This is a genomic window from Bradyrhizobium sp. S3.12.5, from assembly GCF_040548225.1.
Taxonomy (GTDB): domain Bacteria; phylum Pseudomonadota; class Alphaproteobacteria; order Rhizobiales; family Xanthobacteraceae; genus Bradyrhizobium; species Bradyrhizobium cytisi.
This window is the reverse complement of the sequence record NZ_JBEPRF010000017.1, coordinates 114,961-140,380: the sequence shown is the minus strand read 5'-3', so window position 1 is coordinate 140,380 and position 25,420 is coordinate 114,961. Positions and strand designations below refer to the sequence as shown.

Here is a 25,420-nt window from a genome sequence, read left to right as displayed (position 1 = left end):
GGGTAGCGTGGATTTATCGCGAGGTCACGCCTGCGCCGACCGATCTGTGAGCGACGTCGGTGCGGTCTATTGCAGAACCTTCGGCATCACGACGACGACATCGACCTGTCGCTTCAGCACACGCGATGCGACAGTGGCGATATAGATCGAATAGCCGTCCTCGATGTCGGACGCGATCTCCTCGTCCTTGGCGAAGGCGTAGAGCATCGTGCCGTCGAGCTTGTCGAAACGGATGCCTGCAAACAGGCGATCGAACGTCTCGGCGCCGACGGCGCCCGCCGTCAGTGCCTGTATGGCCTGGTCCTGGACGAGTGTGAGCTTCATCATGCCGATGAGATATGAAACGGTTGCGCGAATGCAAGGTGGCTTGCGGCCTCACGTCATGCTTCCCGGCATGAAGCAGCGGATCAAGGCGCGACCGTTGACGTAGTAGGGCCAGACGATGGTGCGGCCGATGCGGTTCGGCTCGGTGATCACGGTGTCGTCAGGCACCTGGATCCACTCACCCTGGATCCTGACCCGGTAATGTCCGTTGCTCGTGTCCCAATCGACGTCGTCGAGCGCCGTGCCATCGGCGTCCGCGCAGCAGGGCCCGCCGCCCCTGCTGTGCAGGCTCTCGAACCAGCCCTTGAGCGGAGAGTTCGCGTAGCGCCCGTCATCGCGCGCGTCCGCGGGCGCGCCGATCAGGGCGATCGCCGCAGCAAGAAGAACCATTCGCAAAACCAACATTGCCATGTCGCCTCGCTCGATCTGCGCACCTGCGCAAAGCGCGAGACGCAAGCGTCCGCGATGCGCGCGATGCGATTGGCCGACCGCCCGCCGGCCGGAGCTTCCGGCCGTCTCAGCAAGGCCATAACCGCGAGCCGGCGCGTTTGATCCTATTTTCGGGGAGGCCGCGGACAGATCAATGCAGGCGAAGCAGCCGAGGTCAGGCCGCAGCCGCCTGCTTCGACAGCAATTGCTTCAGCTTCGCCGCCGGCACCGCCGGGCTGAACAGCCAGCCCTGCATCTGGCTGCAGCCGAGCTGCCGCAGCACTTCGCGCTGGGCTTCGGTCTCGACGCCTTCCGCGGTCGTCGCCATGTGGCGCGCGGCGGCCATTTGCACCACGGCCTGCACGATCGGCGAGGAATCCTCGGGCTCGCCGATGTCGCTGATGAAGCTGCGATCGATCTTGATCTTGTCGAAGGGGAAGCGGGGCAGATAGCTCAGCGACGAATAGCCGGTGCCGAAATCGTCGAGCGCGATGCGCACGCCGAGCTCGCGGAGCTGCTGGAGGACCGTGAGCGCTTCCTCGTCGTCGCGGATCAGCACGGTTTCGGTGATCTCGAGCTCGAGGCGCCCCGGCGCAAGGCCTGACTCGGCGAGCGCTGCGGCAACCTTCAGCGCCAGTGTCCTGGATCGGAATTGCACCGGCGAGACGTTGACAGCGATGTGGATGTCGCCGGGCCAGGATGCGGCCTCGGTGCAGGCCTGCCTCAAGACCCATTCGCCGATCTCGCCGATCAGGCCGGTGTCTTCCGCGACCGGAATGAAGTCGGCGGGCGAGACCATGCCGCGCTCGGGATGGCGCCAGCGCAGCAGCGCCTCGCAGCCAGTGACGACATTGGCGGAGAGATCGACCAGCGGCTGGTAGTGCACCTCGAACTCGCCGCGCCCGAGCGCCTGGCGCAGATCGAGCTCGAGCTGGCGGCGCAGCCCGGCCTTGGCGTCGTATTCGGGCACGAAGATGCGGAAGGTGCCGCGGCCCTCGGATTTCGCGGCATACATTGCGAGATCGGCGCGCTTGAGCAGATCATCGAGATTGTCGCCGTGGTCGGGCGCGATCGCGACGCCGATGCTGGCATCGGTCGCGATCTCCTGGCCCTTGCAATCCACCGGCATGCGCAGCGACGCCAGGATCTGTTCGGCGAGCGCGGTCAGCCCGGCCTGGTCGCAGCTCCCGGCCCTGATGATAGCGAACTCGTCGCCGCCGAGGCGTGCCACGAGATCGTTGCCGCTGGCGCAGGCGCGCAGGCGGTTGGCGACCTGGCGCAGCAATTCGTCGCCGACCTCGTGGCCGAGCGAATCGTTGACGCCCTTGAACTCGTCGACGTCGATATAGAGGATTGCAAACGGCTTGCCTTGGGCAAGCTCCGCCACCCGCCGTTCCAGATGGCCACGCATCAGCACGCGGTTGGGCAGGTCGGTCAGCGCGTCGTAATGCGCCATATGGGCGATGCGCTCGTCGGCGCGGATGCGCTCGGTGACGTCGTCATGCGTGGCGAGCCAGCCGCCGGCTGCACCCGGCTGGTTCTTGATCTCGATCAGGCGGCCGTCGGAGGTCTCGACGACGTTGCTCTGGATGCGTCCGACGCTGTTCAGGATGTCGTCGCAATAGGAATCGACGTCGCCGTCGAACGAGCCGGTGTCGGCGCGATGCTGGATCACGTCGCGGAAATGGGCGCCGGGCTTCACCAATGCGGTCGAGAGCCGATACATCTCGATGTAGCGGCGGTTGCAGACGATGAGCCGCTCGTCCTGGTCGAACATGAGCAAGCCCTGCGTCATCGTGTTCATCGCTGTGTCGAGCCGCTGCTTCTCCAGCGAGACGCGCCTCGTCACCTGGCGGAAGATCAGGAACAGCGTGAGCACGAGCAGGCCGATCGACAGCACGGCGACGGTGACGAAGAACTTGGTTTGCGTGTGCCAGGTGGCGAGCGTCGCATCCAGCGATTTGGTGGCGACCACGACCAGCGGCTCGCCGGTCAGCATGCGCGAGGCGACGATCCGGTCCTTGCCGTCGATCGGGCTGGCGAGCTCCGTGGTGACGAAGCTGCGCTCGAACACGGCCATCTGCTCCGGCGAGCCGGTGCGGTAGTTCTGCCCGATCATGGTGTCGACATGCGGAACGCGCGCCAGCAGCTGGCCGTTCTGGTGGTGCATCGCGATCGAGGATTCCTCGCCGAGGCCGGTCGAGGCGAAGAAGGATTCAAGCTGCTCCGGCGCAATCGCCCGCGATACCAGGCCGAAGAATTCACCGTGGGGGCCCGACACCCGCCGCGCGAACACGATCGCCGGGCCCTTGCCGAGCCGGCCGGGCACGACCTCGATCTCTTCCTGCGAAGCCGGATCGTTCTTGAGCCGGTTGAAATAGCGGCGATCGGACACCGAGATGTCGGCGACCGGCCAGCGCTTCGACGAGTTGATCAGCACGCCGTTGGCATCGAACACATTGGCGCCGGCGACGTCGGACCAGCCGCTGGCCTTGGTGCGCAGCACCTCGTGCACGGCGAGCGTCGCCATCTCGCTGCGGAACATGTCGGCGGATTCGATGCCATGGCTCTCGAGTTCCGCGATGATGCTCTTCTGCAGCACCGCAAAGTCCTCGAACTCGCGGTCGAAATGGCGGGCGAGCAGACGGACGGAGCTTTCCAGGCTGTCGCGGCCGCCCTCGATGGCGTTCTGCCGGAACCGGTCGACGGTGAGCCCAGTGCCGATGGCCATCGCCGCCATCAGCACGAAGCCGCCGACGATCAGCCACGTCAGCGGCGCGCCTCGCCATTGGCGAAGCAGCGCGCGCAGTCGCGCGGTCCATCGAATTGATGCGCCCATCCAGCCCTCCCGTGGGATGCAGGATGCCGCAAAACCTCCAAGACCCCGTTACCAGCGAAGGTTAGTGAGATGTGAATCGGAGCGGAATCAGGGGGTTGGTTCCGTTCGCGCAAGGGACCATAATGCCCTCACCGCTTGATCTCCCAGTGCAGCGCTTCCGCGTTGCCTTTGGCGAACATCGCCGGCACGTCGAACTTGCCGGTCTTGAGGTCATAGCGGCATTTCCAGTCGGCCAGTCCCTTCACGGCGACGTTCTTCGGATGCTTGTCCATCTCGCCCGACAGCGAGATCAGGAGGTAGCGGTTGTTGGGCCAGTCGACGCCGAGCCAGCGATAGGCATCCTCGCTGCCTTTCATGAGATTGGCCGAGATGTGGTAGTCGAGCTTCAAGTTCTTCGTGTCGCGCCGGCTGTGAAAATAATCCCAGGCGAGATCGCTCAGCGACTTCTTGGTGGCGCTTACGAAGGCGCCGTTCTCGACATGGTAGAGAAACAGATCCTGCTCGCCCGAGCCGGTCTTCTGCATCCGCACCAGCCATTGCGAGTCGCTGCTGAAGCGGAAGCCGGCGCCATAGCCCTGCTCGGGCTTCAGCTCGGTCATCTGCGCTCCTCGCCGGGCCCAGACCTGCCATTTGACGTCGAAATCCCCGGCGTCCTTCATGTACTGCTCGATCCCTGTGGCGCCGTCGGGCGAGGTGAAGGCGAGATCGGCATTGTCTGTGAGGACGAACCCCGGCGGCGGGCCGGAGGCGGCGAGCGCGGACGCGGCGGCGAGCGTCAGGGCAAGCGCCAGGAATGATGCGAAGCGGCAAAATCCGTTCACGGGAAAAATCCTCAAAAAATATGCCGCAGTGCGGCTTCGCCCATTTGACGCCGACGGGGCTACCTCGGTTCATCCCATTGACCGTCTTGCTGCCGCAGCCAAATCGGCGCACTTTGCCGGAGCCGATTTGCGACCCAAGATTTCGATTAAGGTTTGAGGACTGATGATCACCGCATCCAAGGCCTTCATTGCATTCTGTCTGCTCGCGGTGGCCGGCACCGTCTTGGTGATCGGCCCGACCGAGCTGCGCCGTCTGCTGCCGGGCGGGGCGGGCACCGAGCTCGCGGTCGTCGCCAAGCCTGAGGTCAAGCCTGAGGCCAAGATTGAGCCGAAGACTGAGCCGAAGACTGAGCTGAACTCCGAACAACCGAAACTCGCCGCGGTTGCACCGCCCGCGCCGTCCGCCTCGCCGGCACCGCCCGGCACCGCGAAGGCGGGGGCGCTGGCCGAGACCGAGAAGCAGGTCGCGGCGCTGGCCGATATCGCGCCGGCCAAGCCGCAGCCACCAGTTGCGGATGCCGGTCCCCGTTTCGACGTCGCGCGCGTCGACGATCAAGGCGAGGCCGCGGTGATCGCGGGCCGGGCCGCGCCGGGTTCGAAGGTCGAGCTGATGCGTGACGGCCAGCCGCTCGACAGCGTGGTGGCCGATGCCTCGGGCCAGTTCGTGATGACCCCGCCAAAGCTTCCCGCCGGCAGCTACGAGCTGACGCTGCGCGCCAGGGCGCCCGACGGCTCCGTCATGCAGTCCAGCCGCACCATGCCGGTGACGATTGCCGAAGCCGCGCCGCCGCCCGCGCGCGTCGCAGCGGCAGCGAAGCCGGCTGAAAACGACAAATCGGACATCGTCGCGTCCCTGCCGGCGCCGCGCCTGGCCTCGGCTTTGGACCGGTCCGCGGCTCGGCCGCGCATGATGGGCACGCCCAAGCCAAAGGCGATGGCGAGGATGCCGGCGGCCGGTACCACGGTCGCGTCCGCCTCGCCCGCGGACGTCCTCAACACTGCAACGGCGGAAGCCGGCGGCAGCCGGGTGGTCTCCCGCGGCGACAGCCTCTGGGCGCTGAGCCGTCTCGCTTACGGCGACGGCGCGCGCTACGCGGTGATCTTCAACGCCAACCGCGCAAAGATCCACAATCCCAATCTGATCTACCCCGGCCAGACCGTCTTGGTTCCGCAAAGGGCGCAGTGAGGCGGCTTCTCCTTCTCCCTCGCCCCGTTCTTACGGGGAGAGGGCGGGGTGAGGGGCTCTCTCCACGGGCGGAATCGTCGAGAGACCTGTACCCGCTCACCCGGATGACATCTGCGATGTCATCCGACCTCTCCCCGCAAGCGGGGCGAGGTAAGACGACGGCGACGCTTTGCCCGTCTCGCCGCGGAACATTTGGTTCCCCGGCGAGTTTCTCGATGCGACGCGATCTGGGCTTGGCGCTGGAGGAGGGCCAAGAAGTGATCATTTCGGTGGTCGGCTTGGTGATCAGGTCGAGATTCCGCCTGCGTTTGGCGCTGGCCGGCGCGGTCCTCGCGATTCTGACAGTGCTGTTGCCAAATCAAGCCCAGGCGCAGTTCGGACTCCGCGGCGGGCCGCTCGGTATCGCGCGCTTCGCCGTCGGCCACGTCATCGGCCTGTCGCGGCTGCGCCACGCCCGCATGGCGGTGCGCGGCAGTCGTTATCGCTCCGCTGCGCTGAGGTCGCAGGATCCGCGCCAGATTCCCAACGGAGCCGAGCGCGGTCAGCCCGCCAACCCCTATATTATGCGCGCGGCGCTCACGGCGCAGGCCGCGCTGTCGGGCTGGCACGGCGGCCGCCGTCCGCAGGGCTGGTGGCGCCATCCCGACGGCAGCTACGGCTGGGTCGGTCCCGTGTTCTGGCCGTTCGCGCATGACGATCTCACCAATGCGGTAATCTTCGGCGATGCCACCAGCCTGTCGCTCTATGGCTATGGCGATATCTATGCCGCGATCTTCGCGCCCTATGCGGCTCCGGAGCTCGCCGCCTACACCGCGCCGCAAGGACGTCGTGCGCGACGAGTGCCGCCGGTGGAGGCGGTCTGCGACGCCAGCGACACCGGCGGCCTGCCCGTCGACCGTATCGCCGCCGCGGTGCAGCCGAACGAGATGCAGCGCACCGCGCTCGACGATCTCGGCGCCGCCTGGGCCTCCGCGCGCGACACCATCCGCGCCTCGTGCCCGGCGCAGGCGCCGATGACCGCGCCGGAGCGCCTCGGCGTGATGCAAGCCCGGCTTGATGCCATGATCAAGGCCACGGACGCGCTCGCGGCGCCGCTCGCCAAATTCGTCGATCTCCTCGATGACAGCCAGAAAGCAAAGCTCGAGAAGCTCACCAACGAACGTCGTGCGGCGGTTGCATCCGCCCAGCACAAGGACGCGCAAGCCGCCGCAGCCTGCGATCCGAACAACGATCCCCGCTACGATGTGCAGGCGCAGCGTCAATACGAGCAGCTCGTGCAGCAGCAATGGCCCGCCGCCGAGATCGCATCCACGCTGAAGCTCGACGACACCGGACGCGCCCGCCTCGACGTGCTCCAGGACACCACGCTGCGCACCATGGAGACGCTTAGTCCCTGTCCGACAAAGGCTGCATCAACACCACAGGCCCGCCTCGCCGCCGTGAAGACGCGGCTCGAGAGGATGCAGCAGGCGGTGGGCGGCGTCGGCGATGCGCTCGATGATTTCGAGTTCGACCTGAGCGACGAGCAGAAGGCCGCGTTTGAGGCGATCGGGCCGAAGCGGGGGATGTGAGAGTTGCAAGACGTCCGTCTGCGCGGCATCATCCAACACCTACGCGAAACAGATCCTCATCCTTGTGGAGCCCGCAATAAGCGGGCCGCATGCGGCGCTAACTAACAGCCTCCCGACCTAACTGCGTCCTGGGTGCGCCATTGCCTATTGGCAGTCGCGCGGACTGACCGGACCATGATCATATTACCTGTTGAGCGCCTATGCGGTCATCGTCTTCGATCCACTGTCGGCGCGTTCGTTCGGATCTGCCGTCATCCATTAAAGCTTCGTTGACTAACACTTCATATACAGATCCGGTATTTCCGTCCGAGGAGCCGATGAAGGTCTGGGTCAGCCTGGCTTTACTTGCGGCGCTTTTGCCGCTGGGCCAGCGTTTTGCCTTGATGTCCGCCGAGAAACCAGGCGAGGCTACGGAGATCCGTGCCAGCTACCGTCGGCCCGCAACCATTCTTTTTCCGGATGACAATCCCTACTCCGCGGCGAAAGCGGGTCTTGGGCAGATGTTGTTCTTCGACCCACTGCTATCGAGATCCCGTACCGTTTCCTGTGCGACTTGCCACAACCCGTCACTTTCGTGGGGTGATGGCCTCGCGCATGCGATCGGGGAGGACCCGAGGGGTCTGCCGTTGCGTTCGCCCACTCTGATCGATGTGGCGTTCAGTGAACCGTTGGGCTGGGACGGGAAATTCAGGGATATCGAGGCCGTGACGTTTGGTCCGATCACTGGCCGGGCGAATATGAATCTGACGGAATCGGAGCTGATCGAGCGTCTCTCCACCGCACCGGCCTATGGTGATGCATTCGCAAACGCGTTCGGAGATCGTGCAATCACGCGGCCCAGGATCGAAGCCGCCCTGGCGACCTTTGAACGCACCATTGTCGCTGGCGAGTCGCCGTTCGATAGGTGGATCACGGGCGATGACGCCGCGATCAGCGCGCCGGCGAAACGCGGCTTCGAGATTTTCAACGGCAAAGCACGATGCTCAAACTGCCACAGCGGGCCGTCTTTTACAGATGGATCGTTCCAGGATATCGGCACTGCAACAGGTGATAATATTGGGCGCGGCCGACTGTTTCCGACATCGCAAAAGCTGCGATACGCGTTCAAGACGCCGACCTTGCGCGATGTCACGCGCCGCGCGCCCTACATGCACGATGGCTCTGTGGCAACGCTCGAACAGGTGATCGAGCTCTATAACAATGGTGGGATCGATCGACCTAGCCGATCGCCTTCGATCCGGCCACTGTTCCTTACGGCGGACGAAAAGAGCGATCTGATCGCCTTTCTTCAAACCCTTACCGCCTCGTCCCCGGCAGTGCCTTTCCCCGAGGTGCCCGGACAACGAGCTCCCTGATCGGGCCGGCCGAGAAGGGGCTCAATGAAGGTGCGGCAATGCCGACCCCAACAGGCCAAAACCGAAGATAAGAAGGGCGCCTGTCCAGGCCTCCAGGGTTTCGGCTCGCACTGCGTACCGCTTTGCGCCGCGGGCCAGGACCGAGCCCACCGCCACACCTGCCGCACTTAACGCTCCGAACATGGACTGCTCCAATCATCCGCTTGTCCGCCGTTTAGTACGCCCCCTGGGTTGAAGGCCCGTCCTCAAGATCCGTAAAGTTTGAAGGGATTTGCGGTGGGTTGGCCGTTCAAATAAGCCCCGGTGCCGCCCCCATTAACCACCAAACAACCAGCGGATGCGACAGGCGCCACAAACCTTAAAATTTATGCTAGGGTGAATAGATCGTTAAGGATGTGCGTTTAAGACGGGCGGTTTTTTGAAATGTTCAGGTCTCTGGGACGAGATGCCGTTTCGGCCTCCCGAGCAATCTACCTGTTTGCCACGTCAATCGCCGGATTCTGCGTCTGGATCCTGGGGACGGAAGAGGCAGCCGCCCATGTCAAATGGTTTTGCGCCTACGACGCTGCCGGCCAGCCGCGCGGCCTTGAGAACGTTCTGTGCCAGGATTTTGAGCTCCTCCTGGGCGTTGCCTTGCTCTGGTTCTTTTCCGGCTGTGTGGTGGAGCGGACATCTTTGGGTGAGCTGATGGCCCGCTCGCTGAACCGCTTCACGGAGACGCTGGAGCTGCATACCGAGCTGATGATGCGCGCAGTCTGCGGGTTTTTCTTCGTCTCGCTCTGGGCGGTCGGAGGTATCATCCTGACCCCCGAACTGAAAACGACGTCCGCGCTGGTCGGGCCTTTGCAGCTTGCCATCGCCGCCGGCCTGCTGTCGCGTCGCACGATGCCGCTATCTGCGGCCGGGATCGCGGTGTTGTTCGCGCTCGCGGTACGGGACTACGGCACCTTTCATTTGGCCGATTATCCGATCTTTCTCGGGTTTGCGGCCTACCTCGCCCTCACCGGGCTGCAAAAGGACCTCTTCGGCGTTTCGCCGCTCGACGTGGTGCGCTATGCGACCGCCGTCACGTTGATGTGGGCGTCGATCGAGAAGTGGGCCTATCCGGAATGGAGTTTTCCGCTCCTGATCGAGCATCCCGGCATCACGCTTGGGTTCGAAAGCGAGTTCTACATGCGGGCCGCGGGAATGGTCGAGTTCACCCTCGCTTTTGCCTTGGCTTGGACACCGCTAGTCCGGCGCATTGCGGCGGCCATGTTGCTCGGCATGTTTATCAGCGCATGCTTCGAATTCGGCAAGCTTGATGTCATCGGCCACTCGGCGATCATCGTCGTCCTGGTCGCGATCGTTTGCGATACCCGGCAGGCCGCGTCAGACTATCGCTCGCCGTGGCTCGCCCCGGCAGGACTATGCGCGGCGCTGACGGTCACGCTGTTCGCCTATTATGTTGGCCACGCCGCGATCTTCAACACGACGATTCTCTAGGGTCTTTACTTGGTGACGTGCACGCCAAGCTTCATCTTGGGATGAATGCCGCACAGCACGGTGTAGTCACCAGGCACGGAAAAAACGACGTCGAACTGGCTGCCCGGCTGCTGATCCCCGGTATCGAAATCAAAGCTGTCCGCGCTCAAATAGGCGTGGTGGAGGAGCTCGCCGTCGTCGTTAACGAACCGTAAAGTTTCGCCGCGCTTGATGATGATCTCTCTCGGCCTAAACTCCCGATCCTTTTGCGAGATCGTGTAAGGAGCCGCGCCCAAAGCGGCTCCCGCGAAGAGACCCCCTACAATTGCGGCCGTGATCTGAAAACCGAGCCCGCCTGCGCGCAAAGGCAAAAACCTCGCCATTATTTCAACCCCGCTGAAACTTCAACTTTACCAAGAATCCGTCCGGGCTCGAATCTTTCGAGCCGCGTGAGTACCCCCATACTTATCACAGGTTGATCTTAACGATTTCCGCATCCCTTGCAGTCATTGCTAGGGAAATTTTAGGCGGAGCCGCTGCTGCCTCCGCGCGATATGTTTGCGATTAGGTGTTTACAGCGAAAGACACTGTGATGGGTCCTTTCGTCGGCAGCGTTGCGCGTCAACCGAACGCGGTTATCGAGACCTTTCGGTCGATAATCGCTCGGGTGTCGCGGCTTGTCGCGCGCGGTTCGATCAGAACCGGAATCTTGATCTTCTGTCTTGCAATGAGCGCGATTGCGGCAGCTTTGGGAGGGTATGCCACACTCGGTATCCGGCACGCCGGTGACCTGGTTGCGAAAACCTTCGACGAGTCATTGATGTCGATCAACTACGCGCGGGCGGCTGGCGCCGATTTCGCCGGAATGCGCGTGGCATCTGCACAACGGCTGCTCACAAAAGACCTAGCGGTCCAGGCGCGGCTCGATGCCGAAATCGAGGAGCTGGCCAAGTCGCTTTCGGAAGACGTCACCATCGCGGCCGAGCGGTCACAGTCCGAGCGCGCCGCACAAGCAGCCGCCAAGGTCCAGGAGGCGGCAAATGCCTGGATCGCGCTTCGTCGAGGTCAATTTCAGGAAGCGAGCGGTCATGAGGTCAATGGTGTTGATCAGTATTCGAGCACTGTGAATCAGCAGATCGAATTGCTGGTGAACTATACTGCCGGCGATGGCTTTCTATTTCGTCAGCGAGCGCTTGCTGCGATCAAGCGGGATATACAACTCAACGTCGCAGGACTGACCGTCGCCCTTCTTCTGTCCGGTCTTTTTTCCTGGCTGTTGGCACGGCGGATCATTGGTCCCGTCGCCATCGCATCCAAAGCGGCCCAGAGCATCGCCGATGGCGATTTGAACACGGGCATTCCGGAAGGCAGCGGCGACGAGTTGGGTACGCTGTTAACCGCCATGGGCCGAATGCGGGACAATATCAGGGCGATGGTCGAGCGGGAGGTGGCGCAGCGGCGTTCGGCGCAGGCGCGGCTTTCCGATGCGCTCGAGCACTCCCGCGAGGGCGTCGTCCTCCTCGACCAAAGCGGCCAGATCGCGTTGGCCAATTCCAGAGCGAGCGAATTCATTCGCTGCTCTCCGCAGCTGGTCCATCCGTTGCGGACGGCCCGTGCGCCCGGCACCCAGCGCTCAACGGACCTCATGCTGCAAGAGGACGCTAACGAGGTCGAAGGGGTGGAGAGCGAGGCCCAACTCCCGGATGGAAGATGGCTGCGGGTCAGCCGCAGCCCGACCCAGGAGGGCGGCGTCATCCTCGTCTTCAGCGACATTACCGGTTTGAGACAGCAGAAAGCCGAGCTGCACGCGACCAATCTGAGATTGGATGCGGCGCTCTCGCACATGTCGCAAGGCCTCTGTCTCTATGACGGAGAAGGACGGCTGCAGGTCGTCAACCGGCGCTTCTGCGAGATCTTCGATATTTCGCCGGAGCTCGTGCTTCCAGGGATGACATTCGAGGATGTCCTCCGCCTGAGTGTTGCCGCCGGCAATCATGGCAGCCAGACGGTGGCTGACCTTCGCGCGGAAAGCGAGGAGTTGTTGGCGCGCGGGAAACACGGCTCCTACCTTCAGCAGCTCAGCGGCAACCGCGTTGTCTCGATCGCCTGTCGCTCCACATCCGACGGCGGCTGGCTCATCAGCTGTGAAGATGTGACCGAACAACAAAGGGCGCAATCTCAGATCGCGTTCATGGCGCGGCATGACGCTCTGACGGGATTGCCAAACCGGTCTTTGTTCGCCGAGCGGATCGAACAAGCTGTTGCAGAGGCGGGCCGAGGTGCGGGGTTTGCCGTGTTCTGTATTGATTTGGATAATTTCAAACAGGTCAATGACACCTTGGGACATCCGGTGGGTGATGCGCTGCTTTGCGCGGTTGCGGCCCGATTAAGTGCGTGCGTCCGAGAGGGTGATACGGTTGCGCGGCTGGGGGGCGACGAGTTTGCGCTCATCCAATCTGAAGTCCGAAACGCTGACGATGCTGCGCACCTCGCCCGGTGTGTCGTCGAGCATGTCGGAGCGCCTTATGAGCTGAACGGACATCGGGTCATCGTCGGCTGCAGCGCCGGAATTTCCCTGGCACCGGGTGACGGCACGACGCGCGAGAAACTGCTGAAAAATGCGGACATGGCGTTGTACCGGTCCAAAATGGACGGCAGGGGAACATGGCGGTTTTTCGAGCCGGCAATGGACACGAGTCTTCAAACCCGAAGAGCGCTCGAAATCGACCTGCGCGAAGCCATGGACAAGGACGAATTCGATTTGTTCTATCAGCCCATCTATGATTTGCGCATGGACCGGATCAGCGGCTTTGAGGCATTGTTGCGCTGGCGACATCCGGAGAGGGGAATGGTGCCGCCGGACCAGTTCATCCCTGTCGCCGAAGAGATTGGCCTCATTACTCCGCTTGGGGAATGGGTGCTCAATCGTGCCTGCGCCCAGGCGGCGAGTTGGCCGAACGAGCTCAAGATTGCGGTCAATGTTTCGGCCACTCAGTTTCGTGACCCACGGCTCGCGGCCCTCATCGCGAAAGCACTCGATACTTCGGCGCTGGCGCCACATCGACTTGAGCTCGAAATCACTGAATCGGTTCTCCTTGGCAACAGCGCCGAAACCATTGCGACGCTGCATGAGCTGAAGGCGCGTGGGCTGCGCATCGCTTTGGATGATTTTGGTACCGGCTACTCTTCGCTCAGCTATCTGCGCAGTTTCCCCTTTGACAAACTCAAGATCGACCAATCGTTCGTCCGCGACGTGACGGCCACAAAGGGATCGAAATTGATTGTCCGAGCGATCACCAGCCTCGGGAAGAGCCTCGGCATGACGACGACGGCGGAGGGCGTTGAGACAATTGAGCAGTTGAACCAGATGAAGGCCGAAGGATGCAACGAGGCGCAGGGATACTTGTTCAGCCGTCCGGTCCCGGCGACAGAACTCGCATCGACGATCCTAAGCTTGAGAAACGGCCTCAAGAGTCTCAAGAGAAGTGACTGGGCCAATCTGAGAGCCAGTTAAGGTTCATCTCGCTTGCTCAGTGAAATCGACGTGCTCTCGGTCTTGGTGGGGCGACACAGGTGCGCTGTTGCGCCATCCTGAGCATTCTGTTCGGGTGCCGAGCGATGGCTCGACCCACAGCTTTCCTGTCGGTTGGCGGGCGTCTCGAAGGATGGCAGCAAGGAAGCTGCCAGCCGCATCACAATACAATACGCTGGCTCGCCTTCCCAGTCCTCCACAGCCCCTGCCATTCCCACCAAAGCCGCGCTTCGCTTCCCCCGCCGCATTTGCTAATGCAACCTCCGGCGAACGCAAATCGAGGCAGGGAATGCTCACGGGTGAACTCCGTTCCAAGATCGACAACGTCTGGAACGCTTTCTGGGCGGGCGGCATCGCCAATCCGATCGAGGTGATCGAGCAGATCACCTATCTGCTCTTCATCCGCGGCCTCGACGAGGCCCATACCCGCGAGGAGAACAAGGCCAACCGCCTCGGCAAGCCGATGGAGCGGCGCATCTTCCCCAAAGGCAAGGACGGCATCGGCAAGGGCGGCGGCGTCGCCTATGAGGAGATGCGATGGTCGCGGCTGAAGAACAAGGACCCCGCGACGATGTTCACCATCGTCTCCGAACACGTCTTCCCGTTCCTGCGCAACATGGCGGAAGAAGGCACCGCGCACGCCACTCACATGAAGGGTGCGCGCTTCACCATTCCGACGCCGGCGCTGCTCGCCAAGGTCGTCGATCTCCTCGCCGATATCCCGATGGAGGACCGCGACACCAAGGGCGATCTCTACGAATACATGCTGGGCAAGATCGCGACCGCAGGGCAGAACGGCCAGTTTCGCACCCCGCGCCACATCATCGCGTTGATGGTCGAGATGACCGCGCCCACGCCGAAAGACGTGATCTGCGATCCAGCCTGCGGCACCTGCGGCTTCCTGGTCGCGGCCGGCGAATATCTGCGCGACAATCATCCGAAGCTGTTTCACGACAAGGCAAGCCGCGACCATTTCAACGAGGAGATGTTCCACGGCTTCGATTTCGACGGCACGATGCTGCGCATCGGCTCGATGAACATGACGCTGCATGGCGTCGAGGACCCGGACATCCGCTACAAGGATTCACTGTCGCAGGAGCATGCTGGCGATATCGATCGTTATTCGTTGGTGCTCGCCAATCCGCCGTTTGCGGGCTCGCTCGACTATGAGACGACGGCCAAAGATCTGCTGGCGGTGGTCAAGACCAAGAAGACAGAGCTTCTGTTCATGGCGCTGTTCCTCAAGCTGCTGAAGCCCGGCGGGCGCGCGGCGGTGATCGTGCCGGACGGCGTGCTGTTCGGCTCGTCCACCGCGCACAAGGCGATTCGTAAAATGCTGGTCGAGGATCACAAGCTGGACGGCATCGTGAAACTGCCGTCCGGCGTATTCCGGCCCTATGCCGGCGTGTCGACGGCGATGGTGCTGTTCACCAAGACCAATTCCGGCGGCACCGATCACGTTTGGTTCTACGATTGCCAAGGGGACGGGTTCTCTCTCGATGACAAGCGTAACGCATTACTGCCTGCAGACAAGATCGGACCGAAGGCAAAGCTCGATGCCGACGAGCATGTGAAGAGCAATTTGCCTGACATCGCTGCGCGTTGGAAGGAGCGGGGAAGCACCGAACGTGTACAGCCACGGACTGCTCAGAGTTTCACCGTGCCTAAGGCCGAGATTGCTGCAGCGGGCTACGATCTTTCCATCAATCGCTACAAAGAGGTGGTTCACGAGGTGGCCGACCACCGTCCGCCAAAAGAGATCATTGCGGAATTGAGGGAGCTTGAGAAGGAGCTTGCGAAAGGATTGAACGAGCTGGAGGGAATTTCGACGTGAACTCAAAGGCGGACATTGGCCTCACGTTCGCTCGGACTTGCCAATTGGGAGATCTGCTAGATTTTAGGAGCGAGATTGTACATCCAAAGGATAAGCCGACAGGATCTTCGATTTTCGTCGGGTTAGAGCACATCGAGCGGGACACCGGCGTCCGTGTCGGGGCAGAGCATATTGATTTATCGGATCTGACAGGAAGGCGCGCTCGGTTTTTTTCAGGCGATATCGTCTACGGTTACTTGCGCCCGTATCTGAACAAAGTTTGGATTGCCGAATTCGACGGAATTTGCTCAGTTGATCAGTATGTTTTCATAGTCCGACCTGATGTTGATCGCGACTACATTGCGCGATTTCTTCGCAGCGATCATTTTCTTGAGACGGCTCCGATTGGCTCTAGTCCAGGTCAACTGCCGAGGATTCGCACCGGTGAGATAGCTGCGACGCCGATTGTACTTCCATCTCTTGCGGACCAGCGGCGGATCGCAGCGATCCTAGACGCGGCCGATAATCTGCGCCGGATACGTAGACGAGCCCTCAAGCTACTCGATGATCTTGTGCAGTCGCTTTTCATGGAGATGTTTGGACGAGAAATCTCTCTCATGTCCGATCGCTCCACCAAGATGCTTGGCGAGATAGTGGACCTCCAAAATGGAGCCTACTATCCGGCGGACCTTTATAGCTCTACTCAAGCCGGTACCGAGATGGTTCACATGAGCGATGCCTTCTATGGCGTCGTTCAACGAGGAAGCTTAAGACGTGTAATGGCAACCTCGGCAGATGTTCAAAAATATGGACTCTCCCAATCAGATCTCATTATTGCTCGCCGATCCCTCAACATTGAAGGCGCTGCGAAACCCTGCCTGATTCCCTTTTCCGGTGAGCCGCTCCTATACGAATCATCATTCGTTAGGCTGCGACCGAGAAAGGGAACTATTCGCTCTCCTTACTTGTACCATTATCTTTCCCTCCCGCTCGTCCGAGCAAGAGAGCTTGCCCGTTTCATCACGCAATCTACTATCTCGGGTATTAACCAGTCTAACCTGAGCAAGGTTCGAGTTTTTGTGCCGCCAGTTGCTGCTCAAGAGGAGTTTTGTCGAGCGGTCGAGATGGTGGATCAGAATCGACAGGCGCATGCCAAATCATTAGAAGTGCTCGGGCATCTTTTTTCGTCGTTGCAGGCAAGAGCGTTCTCTGGACGACTATGATTGGCTGACCTCAAATCCGGGGTCGTCACCTCACCTGCGACCGGAAGCGGGCCGCGATCCGCATCATTTCGGCGCGCCGCCCGACCCGCCGCGAGATCAGGTCCTACGAAAATGGGTGACCCGATGAAGGACGAATATGATTTCTCGACCGCCGAGCGCGGCAAGTTCTTCCGGAAAGGCGGGCGCATCGTGCCGCCCGTCCATCTGGAGCCGGATGTGCTGGCCTATCTGTCCGAATTGGCCGATGCGAAGGGAACTTCGCTGAATGAGCTGGTGAACACCCTCCTCAAAGAGGATATCGAGCAACTCGACGCGGCCAAGTAGCAGGGCGCCTGGCGGCACGTCCCGGCGCGCGCGGTTGGCGGACGATCCCGTAGGGGTTGCATCCGGCTCGCCCGGATGGGACGATATCCCCGCCGTTGAGGCCTGTCGGGCAGACAGGTAGGTGCAGGGGAGCCAAATTGCCTCAGAGTCTTGATCAGGCCGGTCCGGCCCGCGCGGCGGCGGAAGCCGCCTGAGCCGGCCGATGTCGAATTTTACCTTCCTCGCCGCTGAATTCCCCACCGTGCACGAGGCCGCGGTGGAAGCCGAGCGCCAGGCGGCGGTGTCGCCGACTGCGGCGGCGTTCTTTGCCGGCAAGACCGTCGAGGTTGCCGTGAAATGGGCGTTCCGATCCGACCCCAATCTCAAGCTGCCCTATCAGGACAACATCGCCGCACTGCTGCATGAGCCGAGCTTTCGCCGCGCGGCGGGCGAGGCGGTGTTCGCCAAAGCGAAGTACATCAATACGCTCCGCAACCGCGCGGTCCATGAAGAGCGTCGCATCAGCTCCGGCGATGCCACGGGCGCGGTGAAGGAGCTGTTTCACGTCTGCTTCTGGTTTGCCCGCACGTATGGCAAGGTTAAGCCGGCGGATAGCCTCGTCTTCGATCCGTCGGTGCTGTCGCGCCGCGACGATGTCTTGAAGAAGGCGTTCGTCCAGCTCAAGACCCAGCAGGCCGAGCTCGACGCCAAGAACGGCGAGCTGACCAAGCTGCTGCTCGACAAGCAGAACCTTGACGAAGAGCTGAAGAAAGTCCGTGCCGAGGTCGCCGTGGCCCGCAAGGCCGCGGAAGCGAAGCCTGATATCCACGACTACAACGAGGCCGAGACCCGGGATCGTTATATAGACCTCCTGCTGCGCGAGGCGGGCTGGGCGCTCGACAAACCCGACGACACCGAGTTCCGGGTCGAGGGCATGCCCAACAACGAGGGCGTCGGCTTCGTCGACTACGTGCTTTGGGGCGCGGACGGCAAGCCGCTCGGCCTGGTCGAGGCCAAGCGGACCCGCAAAGATGCCCGCGCGGGCCAGCAGCAGGCCAAGCTTTATGCCGACTGTCTGGAAGCGCGCTACGGCCAGCGTCCCGTGATCTTCTACTCCAACGGTTACGAGCACTGGATCTGGGACGATACCCGCTATCCGCCGCGCAAGATCGGCGGCTTCTATAAGCACGATGAACTGGAACTGTTGATCCAGCGCCGGGCCAGCCGCAGATCGCTTGGCCCAGAGCCGATCAACCGCAAAATCGTCGAGCGGCCCTACCAGCACCGGGCCATCCGCTCCATCGCCAAGCATTTCGAGGAGGACGGGGAGCGCAAGGCGCTGCTCGTCATGGCGACCGGCTCCGGCAAGACGCGCACCGTGATCGCGCTTGTCGATCTGCTGATGCGCGCCGGCTGGGTCAAGCGCGTGCTGTTCCTCGCCGACCGCGTCGCGCTGGTGAATCAGGCGGCCGGTGCCTTCAAGGCGCATCTGCCTGATTCCGCTCCGGTCAATCTCGTGACCGAGCGAACCAGCGAAGGCCGCGTCTTCATCTCGACCTATCCGACCATGATGGGCCTGATCGACGGCAAGCAGGAAGGAAAGGCTAGGTTCGGCCCCGGCCATTTCGATCTCATCGTCATCGACGAAGCGCATCGCTCGGTCTACCAGCGCTACCGTGCCATCTTCGAGTATTTCGACTCCTTCCTCGTGGGCCTCACCGCGACGCCAAAGGATGAGATCGATCGCAACACCTACTCGCTGTTCGATCTCGAAGACGGCGTCCCGACCGATGCCTATTCGCTGGAGGAGGCGGTGGCTGAGGGGCATCTCGTGCCGCCAAAGACGATCTCTGTGCCGTTGAAGATCGTCCGTTCTGGTCTGTGCTATGACGATCTCAGCCCCGAGGAAAAAGACCAGTGGGACATGCTGGAATGGGGCGAGGACGACGTCCCAGACACTATCGAAGCCGCCGAGGTCAACAAGCGTCTCTTCAACGAGGAGACGGTTGATCTCGTGATCGCTCACCTCATGCAGAACGGCTTGAAGGTCGAGGGTGGTGACCGCCTCGGCAAGACCATCGTCTTTGCCAAGAACGAGGCGCACGCTAAGTTCATCGAAGGGCGCTTCAATACCGCATATCCGGCTCTGGCCGGCCATTTCGCCCGTGTTATCACGCATCAGACCGGCGCCTACACCCAGAGCCTGATCGATGATTTCTCGATCAAGGCCAAGGCGCCGCATATCGCGATTTCCGTCGACATGCTCGACACTGGCATCGATGTGCCTGGGGTCGTCAACCTCGTCTTCTTCAAGCCGGTGCGGTCGAAGACGAAGTTCTGGCAGATGATCGGCCGCGGCACGCGGCTGTGTCCCGATCTGTTCGGTCCCGGACAGGACAAGGAGTTCTTCCGTGTCTTCGACTATTGCCAGAACATCGAGTTCTTCGGTGCCAATCCCGAATTGAAGGAGACCGGCGCGGCGCGTTCGCTCTCCGAGCGTCTGTTTGCCGGACGGGTCGATCTGGTGCGGGCGCTGGATGAGAAGCATGCCAAGGCAGACGGCTTTGCTGCTGGCGCACAGGCTCCCTACGAGCCGGGCGACGAGGCGCCGCCGAGCGAGCCGGACATTCGCGCGTCCGCCGCCAAAACGCTGCAAGAGATCGTTGGCGGAATGAACGAAGATAATTTCATCGTGCGTCAGCACCGCCGCTCCGTGGAAAAGTTTCGCGAGCCGAATGCATGGCACGCGATCGATGACGAGAAGCGCAAGGAGCTGGTCGACGAAGTCGCGCCGCTGCCGTCAAGCCACATGCTGGGCACCGAGGACGCCAAACGCTTTGACCTCCTGATGTTCCAGCTCGAACTGACGCTGCTCAAGGGCTCAAAGCGTTTCGACACGCTCCGCAAGCAGCTTCTCGAGATCGCGTCCGCCCTGGAGGAACAGACCGCCATTCCCGCGATCGCGCAGCATGCCGAGCTGATCGAAGAAATCCAGAGCGACCAATGGTGGGAAGGCGTCACGGTGCCGCTCCTCGAACTGGTACGTTTGCGCCTCCGTGACCTCGTGCAGCACATCGAGAAGGGAAAGAAGGCGCTGGTTTATTCAAACTTCGCGGACGAGATCGGCGAAGGCGTCGAACTGCAATTGCCCCAAGTAGGCGAGGCTGACTTTGCCCGCTTCAGGAGCAAGGCCCGCCACTTCCTGCGCGCGCATCAGGACAATATCGTCCTGCACAAGCTACGGCAGGGCAAGCCGCTGACCCCGTCCGATCTCAGCGAGCTGGAGAAGATGCTCTTGGATGCCGGCGTTGGCGAGGCCGGTGACATCGAGCGCGCGCGTGAGACGAGCCACGGCTTTGGACGGTTTGTGCGCTCACTCGTAGGACTTGATCGCGCTGCGGTCAGCGAGGCATTCGGTGGATTCATCGCCGGCGGCACCGCGACCGCGGCCCAAATCGAGTTCATCAACATGGTGGTCGAGCATTTGACCGATCAAGGCATGATGGACCCGTCGCTGCTGTACGAACCGCCCTTCACCGCGATTGCGCCGACAGGGCCGGAGCATCTGTTCGACGAGGCCAAGGTCGTCCGCCTCGTCAGCACGATTCGCGAGATCAACGACAGCGCAGTTGCTTGAGTGGGACGACTGTGACCCGACGGGCAAGCACATCAGTGCTTGGTGACCTCACGCGCAAACGCCCGATGATGCCATCATGCCGGTGTTTTGCCCGACGTGTCAAAGAGAATTTCGCCAAATCCGCAAATTGCGTGAAATTCGCCATGCGGCTCAGAGCCATGGCTACTGTGCATGGGGTTGTTCTCGACTTTTTGCGTTCGCGCGGAGCCAACTTGTAAGGATCTCTTACAAGTTCAGCAGGCGGTCAGCGCGAATTCACCCTCTCCGCCGCGCGGCCGACGCATCCACCACCGTCGCCTCCTCTTCACGCCAGGACAAAATCTCCATCGCGAGCACCGGGTGGTTAAAACCCTTGAGCTGGAGATCATCCAGCGCGCGGGCTTCGACGGATTGCTCGACGATGCCGTAGACGCGGCGGCTCACCACGATCTGGTTGGCGAGGGCCTCGCCGCAGAGGCGGGAGGCTAGGTTGGTGACGCTGCCGATCGCGGCATATTCCAGCCGCTGCTCGAAGCCGACCTGGCCGAGCGTGGCATAGCCGAGCGCGATGCCGATGCCGAAGCCGAGGCTATGCCCGCGGTTGCGCCAGCGCTCGGTCAGCGGGCCGATGGTGTCGCGCATCTCCACCGCCATCTTCACGGCGCGGGCGGTGTGGTCCTCGAACTGGATCGGCGCGTTGAACAGGATCATCACGCCGTCGCCGGCATATTTGTCGAGCGTGCCCTCATATTTGAAGATGAGCTTGCCGAGCGCGGCGTGATATTCGCGCAGCACGTTCATCGCCTCTTCCGGCTCGGTCGCTTCGGTGAACGCGGTGAAGCCGCGCAGGTCGCAGAACACCACGGTCACCTCGCGGCGCTGGCTGGTGAGCAGCCCCTCGGGGCTGTCGGAGGAGGCGATCAGCTGCGCCACCTGCGGCGCCAGGAAACGCTCGAGCTTGCGGATGCGCTCGATCTCGCCGAGCTGGGTCGCGACGCGCTCTTCCAGCGACTTGTTCCAGTTCTTCAGCTGCTCGGTCTGCTCGCGCAGCTGGTCGGCCTGGGCGCGCACGGTCTCGTGCGCCGTCTCCAGCGCGTGGCTCTTGTGGTCGACCTCGGTGAACAGGCGCGCATTGCGCATCGCCAGCACCGCCTGGTTGGCGAAGGTGCGCATCAGGCCGGTGAGGCTGCCTTCGAACGCGCCGCGGGCGCGGCGCAGCACAACGAGTGAGCCGAGCGTGCCCTGCTGGTCGACGAGCGGCACCACCAGCACCGCATGGAAGCCGGCATTGACCGCGACGTCGCGCAGCGGCTGCCCGGCGGCGTGATCGAGATCGGCAATCGCGATCGGCTCGCCGCGCGCTGCGGCCTCGCTCAAGATGTTCTCGCCTTCCTCGATCGTGACATGGTCGCCTTCGGCCGATCTGTCGATGCCGTCGGCCTCGACCAGGTTGAAGCGATGTCGTTCGGCATCATGGCCGTAGATCAGCACCGCGTCGGCATGGCTGATCTCGAGCGCGCGGGCGGCGATGGTCGGCAGCACGGCGTTGAGGTCGAGCGAGGATGCGACCGCGCGGCCGACCTCTTCCAGCACCTTCAGCTCGTTGATCGACTGCGCGAGGTCGCGGGTGCGCTCTTCGACTTTTGTTTCGAGGTCGGTGTAGGTCTCCTGGAGCTGGCCGGCCATGCGGTTGAACTGGCCGGCGAGCTCTTCCAGCTCGTCGGAGGTGTGGACGTCGATGCGGTGGCTGAAGTCGCCTTCGCCGAGCTTGTGCGCGCCATCGCGCAGCGCCGTGATCGGGATGATCATGCGGCGCGCCAGCAGCGTGCCGGCGAGGATCGCGACCAGCAGGCCCATGCCGATCAAAAGCGCGATGCGCACGAGCTGGTCGCGGATCGGCGTCAGCGCCTGCGCGGTCGGCTGCTCGAACAGCACGCTCCAGCCGAGCTTCGGCACGGTGCTCGCGGCGGTCAACACCGAATGGCCGTTGAAGTCGGTGCCCGACGTATCGGGCGCGCGGCCGGGCGCGATCGCAGCCGCGACCTGCGGCAGCTTCGACAGGTCCTTGCCGACGTCGGGCCCCTTCGACGAGGCCGCCAGCACGCGGCCGCGTGCGTCGACCACATAGGCGAACGCGGCCTTGCCGACCTGGGCGTCGGTGAGGTAATCGGCGAGGAAGCCGAGATCGACCTCGGCCACGGTGACGCCGGCATTGAAGCCGGAATGCGCCACCGAGATCGACATCACCGGTTTCTGGTCGACGAAGCTGGGCGCCGAGTAGCTCACCCCGCGCGCCACCGCATCGGTGAAGCGCATGTCGCGGACGAGGTCCGCATTGCCGTTTGTCGTGGTCGACTGGCGCGAGACGCGCAGCACCTCGCGGCCGTCGCCGTTGAGCTGGAGCAGCTCGGAGACGACTGCGACCTGCTGCAGCAGCTGGGCGTAGTCGGCGCGGCGCTTCTCCAGCGTGTCCCGGCTGGCCGTCGTCACCCAGCTGATCTGGCGCTCGAGCTCGGACACCGATTGCTCGATGCGCCTTGCGGCGGCCTGCGCCTTGTCCTCGAGCCCGTCGATCAGCGAGGTGTTGATGGCGCGATAGGAGATCCAGGTCTCCATCGCGCCGTTGACGGCGAGCACGAACACGACGAGGCCGACGAGGGAGATGACATATTTGGCGAACAGGCCCTCGCGCAGAAACCAGGTCTTGTTGTTCGCTCCCGCCATCCGGATCCTCTCGCGCCGCGACCGACGCCGGCGCTATGGATCCTTCTACCACAATTTGGGCCTTGGGACCGGCAAGGGGGCGGTCAAGGGCGGGTGTGGCGCAATCACCGATTAAACAGCTGCCGCATCACGTCGTTCATCGGCTGGCTGTCCTGCTGCGCCTCGGGCGGGTCCTGGGTCGGAGGGGCCGGCGAAGCCTGGGGTGCCGGTGTGGCCGATCCGCCGGGCAGGCTGCGGCTTCGGCCGGCGCCGTTTCCGGCGCCGCCCGAGAGCCCCTGCTGGATCAGATTGCCGATCGCCTCTCCGAGCTGGCCGCCGAGCAGATTGTTCTGCCCCTGTCCTTGCCCTTGCTGCTGCGTCTGCGGGTTGGCATTGCCGGCCGTATTGCCGCCACCCGGCGCAGCGGCGCCGCCGAGGCCAAAACTGTTCAGGATGTTGCCGAGCCCGGCGCCATCGGGTCCGAACAGGCCCTTGCCCATCTCGCGCAGCTTGGCGTAAGCGGCATCCGGATTGTCGAGCACGCCCGCCATGTCAGGATAGATCCGCGGCTGCGACCACGCGCCGGTGATCATCACGGGAATGCCGAAGCCGATGGGATCGGAGGCGCGGCCCTGGCCTTCGGTCGTCATCACCAGCTTCGGCTCGACGCGAAAGCCCATCATCTTGGTGTCGAGCGCAATGGTGCCGGTGCCGGTGACGCGCACCAGTGGCCCGATCAGGTTGAGGTCGGTCGTCACCGCCTGGCCCTTGTCGATGCGGAACGAGGCAGAGAGCTGCGACAGGTCGGTGCTCTGTGCCTCACTGTCCTGCCAGCCCGAGAGCGTGCCCGACGTCAGCGAACGGATCATCTGCGCGACATTGATGCCGCGGATGGCGCCGTCCTGGAAACTGACGAAGGCCGTGCCCTGCATGTTCGTCATCAGCGCGTGCTGGCTGGTGCCGGCGCTGCGCAGAGCCAGCTTGGCTTGCATCTTACCGTCGATCCGGTCGAACTCAGCGAGGCCCTGCAGCAGCGGCAGCGCGCGCACGCCGACGAGGTCGGAATGCATCGCAAAACTCGGCGCGCCGCTGGTCGCATCGAGGATTACCTCGCCCGAAACCTGTCCGCCATAGGCGCCGAGATTGGCGGTGCCGAGCTTCAAGATGCCGCCGGCGAGCTTTGCATCGAGCGCCAGGGGCGCAAGATGGGCGTCGCCGATGACGGCTTCGTTGGCCGAGATCCTGATCTGCGCGTCGACATAGTTGAGCCCGGACACGTCGATCGGCGCATCGCTCCAGGGCTGCCCGGCCGCGCCATCAGGCGATTTCGACAGCGGGATCGCCAGCCGCTGGAAGTCGAGATCGACCTTCACCAGCGGCTTGCTGGCGATGTCGACCGAGGCCCAGCCGTTGAAGGCGCCATCGCCGAACGTGCCATTGACGCCGTTGACCATCACGATCGCACCGTTGAGCCGCAGCTCGGCATGGCCGGCGAGCTGGGACTTCAGCACGTCAGGCATATCGATGGCGAAATCCACCGGCATGGTCTGCCGCTCGATCGGCGGTGCCGGTGTGGTGGCCTTGATGTCGAACTTGGTCGGGTGCTCGCCGACGCGCGCGGTGCCGGCGACGTTGACCTTGCGGTCGCGGCCCATGACGGCGTCGGCATTGATCGCGCTGATACGGCCGTCGACCCGATCGCGCGCGCGCGCGAATGCGACTTCGCCGTCGACGATCCTGACACGGTCGATGCTCGCGCCGTCCATGTCGAGCGCAAGCGGCTTTTGCGACGCATCGGCATTCGGCAGGCGCTCGCGCAGCAGCGGCTGGTACAGCACCGGATGGGTGACGACGATCTCGCTGATGTCAGGGCGACCCGACCACACGCTTGCGAGCGACATGTCGGCCTGCACGCTGTCGATCGTCACGCGCGTGATGCCGCTGCGGTCCTTGGGGTCCTGGAGCGTGAGGTCGTTCAGCGTGATGTTCAGCGTCGGCCACAGGCTGATCCTGGTGGTGCCGTCGATCGACAGGCGATAGCCGCTCGCCTGCTCGACGCGCGAGGCAATCGTCGCGGTCAGGAAGCCGGAGGGGATCCCGATCACCAGCAGGAGTGCGATCACGATGACGATTGCGGCCAAAGCTGCGCCGGCGAATTTCACTGCTCTCATGTCGACTTTCCAACGACGGACGAGTGGCGCCGAAACCGGCAGATTGCCCGCCCTTTACGCCTGAGTTTAT

The 25,420-nt window shown here is 62.9% G+C and carries 16 protein-coding genes; 9 read left to right on the top strand and 7 right to left on the bottom strand.

Annotated elements, in window-relative coordinates:
* Positions 1–66: 66 nt before the first annotated feature.
* The 4 genes from ABIC09_RS24925 to ABIC09_RS24910 form a co-directional block, all read right to left on the bottom strand.
* Entirely contained in the window at positions 67–327 is a 261-nt protein-coding gene (locus ABIC09_RS24925) for a hypothetical protein (RefSeq protein ID WP_187435411.1), read from the bottom strand.
* Between the two features lie 48 nt (positions 328–375).
* A complete protein-coding gene (locus ABIC09_RS24920) occupies positions 376–714 on the bottom strand; it encodes a hypothetical protein (protein ID WP_502917699.1) in 339 nt (112 codons plus the stop codon).
* 214 nt (positions 715–928) lie between these two features.
* Complete coding sequence (locus ABIC09_RS24915; RefSeq protein WP_354110917.1) at positions 929–3,592, bottom strand: bifunctional diguanylate cyclase/phosphodiesterase; 2,664 nt, start codon at positions 3,590–3,592, stop codon at positions 929–931.
* 128 nt (positions 3,593–3,720) lie between these two features.
* Complete coding sequence (locus ABIC09_RS24910; RefSeq protein ID WP_187435410.1) at positions 3,721–4,413, bottom strand: hypothetical protein; 693 nt, start codon at positions 4,411–4,413, stop codon at positions 3,721–3,723.
* A gap of 163 nt (positions 4,414–4,576) precedes the next feature.
* Here ABIC09_RS24910 and ABIC09_RS24905 point away from each other — a divergent pair, with 163 nt between their 5' ends.
* From ABIC09_RS24905 to ABIC09_RS24890, 4 genes are all read left to right on the top strand, one after another.
* Complete coding sequence (locus ABIC09_RS24905) at positions 4,577–5,599, top strand: LysM peptidoglycan-binding domain-containing protein (protein ID WP_354110916.1); 1,023 nt, start codon at positions 4,577–4,579, stop codon at positions 5,597–5,599.
* Positions 5,600–5,814: 215 nt separating this feature from the next.
* Positions 5,815–7,170: a Spy/CpxP family protein refolding chaperone gene (locus ABIC09_RS24900; RefSeq protein ID WP_354110915.1), complete on the top strand. Its 1,356-nt coding sequence runs from the start codon at positions 5,815–5,817 to the stop codon at positions 7,168–7,170.
* A gap of 317 nt (positions 7,171–7,487) precedes the next feature.
* Positions 7,488–8,525 carry a cytochrome-c peroxidase gene (locus tag ABIC09_RS24895; RefSeq protein ID WP_354110914.1) on the top strand — a complete coding sequence of 346 codons (1,038 nt, stop codon included), beginning with the start codon at positions 7,488–7,490 and terminating at the stop codon, positions 8,523–8,525.
* A gap of 423 nt (positions 8,526–8,948) precedes the next feature.
* On the top strand, positions 8,949–10,010 hold the full coding sequence (locus tag ABIC09_RS24890) for a hypothetical protein (RefSeq protein ID WP_354110913.1): 1,062 nt from the start codon (positions 8,949–8,951) through the stop codon (positions 10,008–10,010).
* Positions 10,011–10,015: 5 nt separating this feature from the next.
* Here the strand turns inward: ABIC09_RS24890 and ABIC09_RS24885 are convergent, their stop codons facing one another.
* Positions 10,016–10,372, bottom strand: coding sequence for a methylamine utilization protein (locus ABIC09_RS24885; protein ID WP_148755876.1), 357 nt, complete (start codon positions 10,370–10,372; stop codon positions 10,016–10,018).
* 209 nt (positions 10,373–10,581) lie between these two features.
* Here ABIC09_RS24885 and ABIC09_RS24880 point away from each other — a divergent pair, with 209 nt between their 5' ends.
* The 5 genes from ABIC09_RS24880 (at position 10,582) to ABIC09_RS24860 (ending at position 20,497) form a co-directional block, all read left to right on the top strand.
* Positions 10,582–13,503 carry an EAL domain-containing protein gene (locus tag ABIC09_RS24880; protein ID WP_354110912.1) on the top strand — a complete coding sequence of 974 codons (2,922 nt, stop codon included), beginning with the start codon at positions 10,582–10,584 and terminating at the stop codon, positions 13,501–13,503.
* Positions 13,504–13,810: 307 nt separating this feature from the next.
* Positions 13,811–15,355, top strand: coding sequence for a type I restriction-modification system subunit M (locus tag ABIC09_RS24875; RefSeq protein WP_354110911.1), 1,545 nt, complete (start codon positions 13,811–13,813; stop codon positions 15,353–15,355).
* On the top strand, positions 15,352–16,557 hold the full coding sequence (locus ABIC09_RS24870; RefSeq protein WP_354110910.1) for a restriction endonuclease subunit S: 1,206 nt from the start codon (positions 15,352–15,354) through the stop codon (positions 16,555–16,557). Before ABIC09_RS24875 ends, ABIC09_RS24870 begins: the two co-directional genes overlap by 4 nt.
* Before the next feature lie 123 nt (positions 16,558–16,680).
* Complete coding sequence (locus tag ABIC09_RS24865) at positions 16,681–16,881, top strand: hypothetical protein (protein WP_354110909.1); 201 nt, start codon at positions 16,681–16,683, stop codon at positions 16,879–16,881.
* Between the two features lie 202 nt (positions 16,882–17,083).
* A complete protein-coding gene (locus tag ABIC09_RS24860) occupies positions 17,084–20,497 on the top strand; it encodes a DEAD/DEAH box helicase family protein (protein WP_354110908.1) in 3,414 nt (1,137 codons plus the stop codon).
* A 255-nt stretch (positions 20,498–20,752) separates the two neighbouring features.
* Here the strand turns inward: ABIC09_RS24860 and ABIC09_RS24855 are convergent, their stop codons facing one another.
* Together ABIC09_RS24855 and ABIC09_RS24850 are read right to left on the bottom strand one after the other, a co-directional pair.
* Positions 20,753–23,200, bottom strand: coding sequence for an adenylate/guanylate cyclase domain-containing protein (locus ABIC09_RS24855; protein WP_354110907.1), 2,448 nt, complete (start codon positions 23,198–23,200; stop codon positions 20,753–20,755).
* A 104-nt stretch (positions 23,201–23,304) separates the two neighbouring features.
* Positions 23,305–25,350, bottom strand: coding sequence for an AsmA family protein (locus tag ABIC09_RS24850; RefSeq protein ID WP_354110906.1), 2,046 nt, complete (start codon positions 25,348–25,350; stop codon positions 23,305–23,307).
* Between the last annotated feature and the right edge of the window lie 70 nt (positions 25,351–25,420).

Excerpts from the sequence above, each read along its gene's own strand:
- ABIC09_RS24925 (WP_187435411.1), bottom strand. The coding sequence starts at position 327 with ATGATGAAGCTCACACTCGTCCAGGACCAGGCCATACAGGCACTGACG.
- ABIC09_RS24920 (WP_502917699.1), bottom strand. The coding sequence starts at position 714 with ATGGTTCTTCTTGCTGCGGCGATCGCCCTGATCGGCGCGCCCGCGGAC.
- ABIC09_RS24915 (WP_354110917.1), bottom strand. The coding sequence starts at position 3,592 with ATGGGCGCATCAATTCGATGGACCGCGCGACTGCGCGCGCTGCTTCGC.
- ABIC09_RS24905 (WP_354110916.1), top strand. The coding sequence starts at position 4,577 with ATGATCACCGCATCCAAGGCCTTCATTGCATTCTGTCTGCTCGCGGTG.
- ABIC09_RS24900 (WP_354110915.1), top strand. The coding sequence starts at position 5,815 with ATGCGACGCGATCTGGGCTTGGCGCTGGAGGAGGGCCAAGAAGTGATC.
- ABIC09_RS24895 (WP_354110914.1), top strand. The coding sequence starts at position 7,488 with ATGAAGGTCTGGGTCAGCCTGGCTTTACTTGCGGCGCTTTTGCCGCTG.
- ABIC09_RS24890 (WP_354110913.1), top strand. The coding sequence starts at position 8,949 with ATGTTCAGGTCTCTGGGACGAGATGCCGTTTCGGCCTCCCGAGCAATC.
- ABIC09_RS24885 (WP_148755876.1), bottom strand. The coding sequence starts at position 10,372 with ATGGCGAGGTTTTTGCCTTTGCGCGCAGGCGGGCTCGGTTTTCAGATC.
- ABIC09_RS24880 (WP_354110912.1), top strand. The coding sequence starts at position 10,582 with ATGGGTCCTTTCGTCGGCAGCGTTGCGCGTCAACCGAACGCGGTTATC.
- ABIC09_RS24875 (WP_354110911.1), top strand. The coding sequence starts at position 13,811 with ATGCTCACGGGTGAACTCCGTTCCAAGATCGACAACGTCTGGAACGCT.
- ABIC09_RS24865 (WP_354110909.1), top strand. The coding sequence starts at position 16,681 with ATGAAGGACGAATATGATTTCTCGACCGCCGAGCGCGGCAAGTTCTTC.
- ABIC09_RS24860 (WP_354110908.1), top strand. The coding sequence starts at position 17,084 with ATGTCGAATTTTACCTTCCTCGCCGCTGAATTCCCCACCGTGCACGAG.
- ABIC09_RS24855 (WP_354110907.1), bottom strand. The coding sequence starts at position 23,200 with ATGGCGGGAGCGAACAACAAGACCTGGTTTCTGCGCGAGGGCCTGTTC.
- ABIC09_RS24850 (WP_354110906.1), bottom strand. The coding sequence starts at position 25,350 with ATGAGAGCAGTGAAATTCGCCGGCGCAGCTTTGGCCGCAATCGTCATC.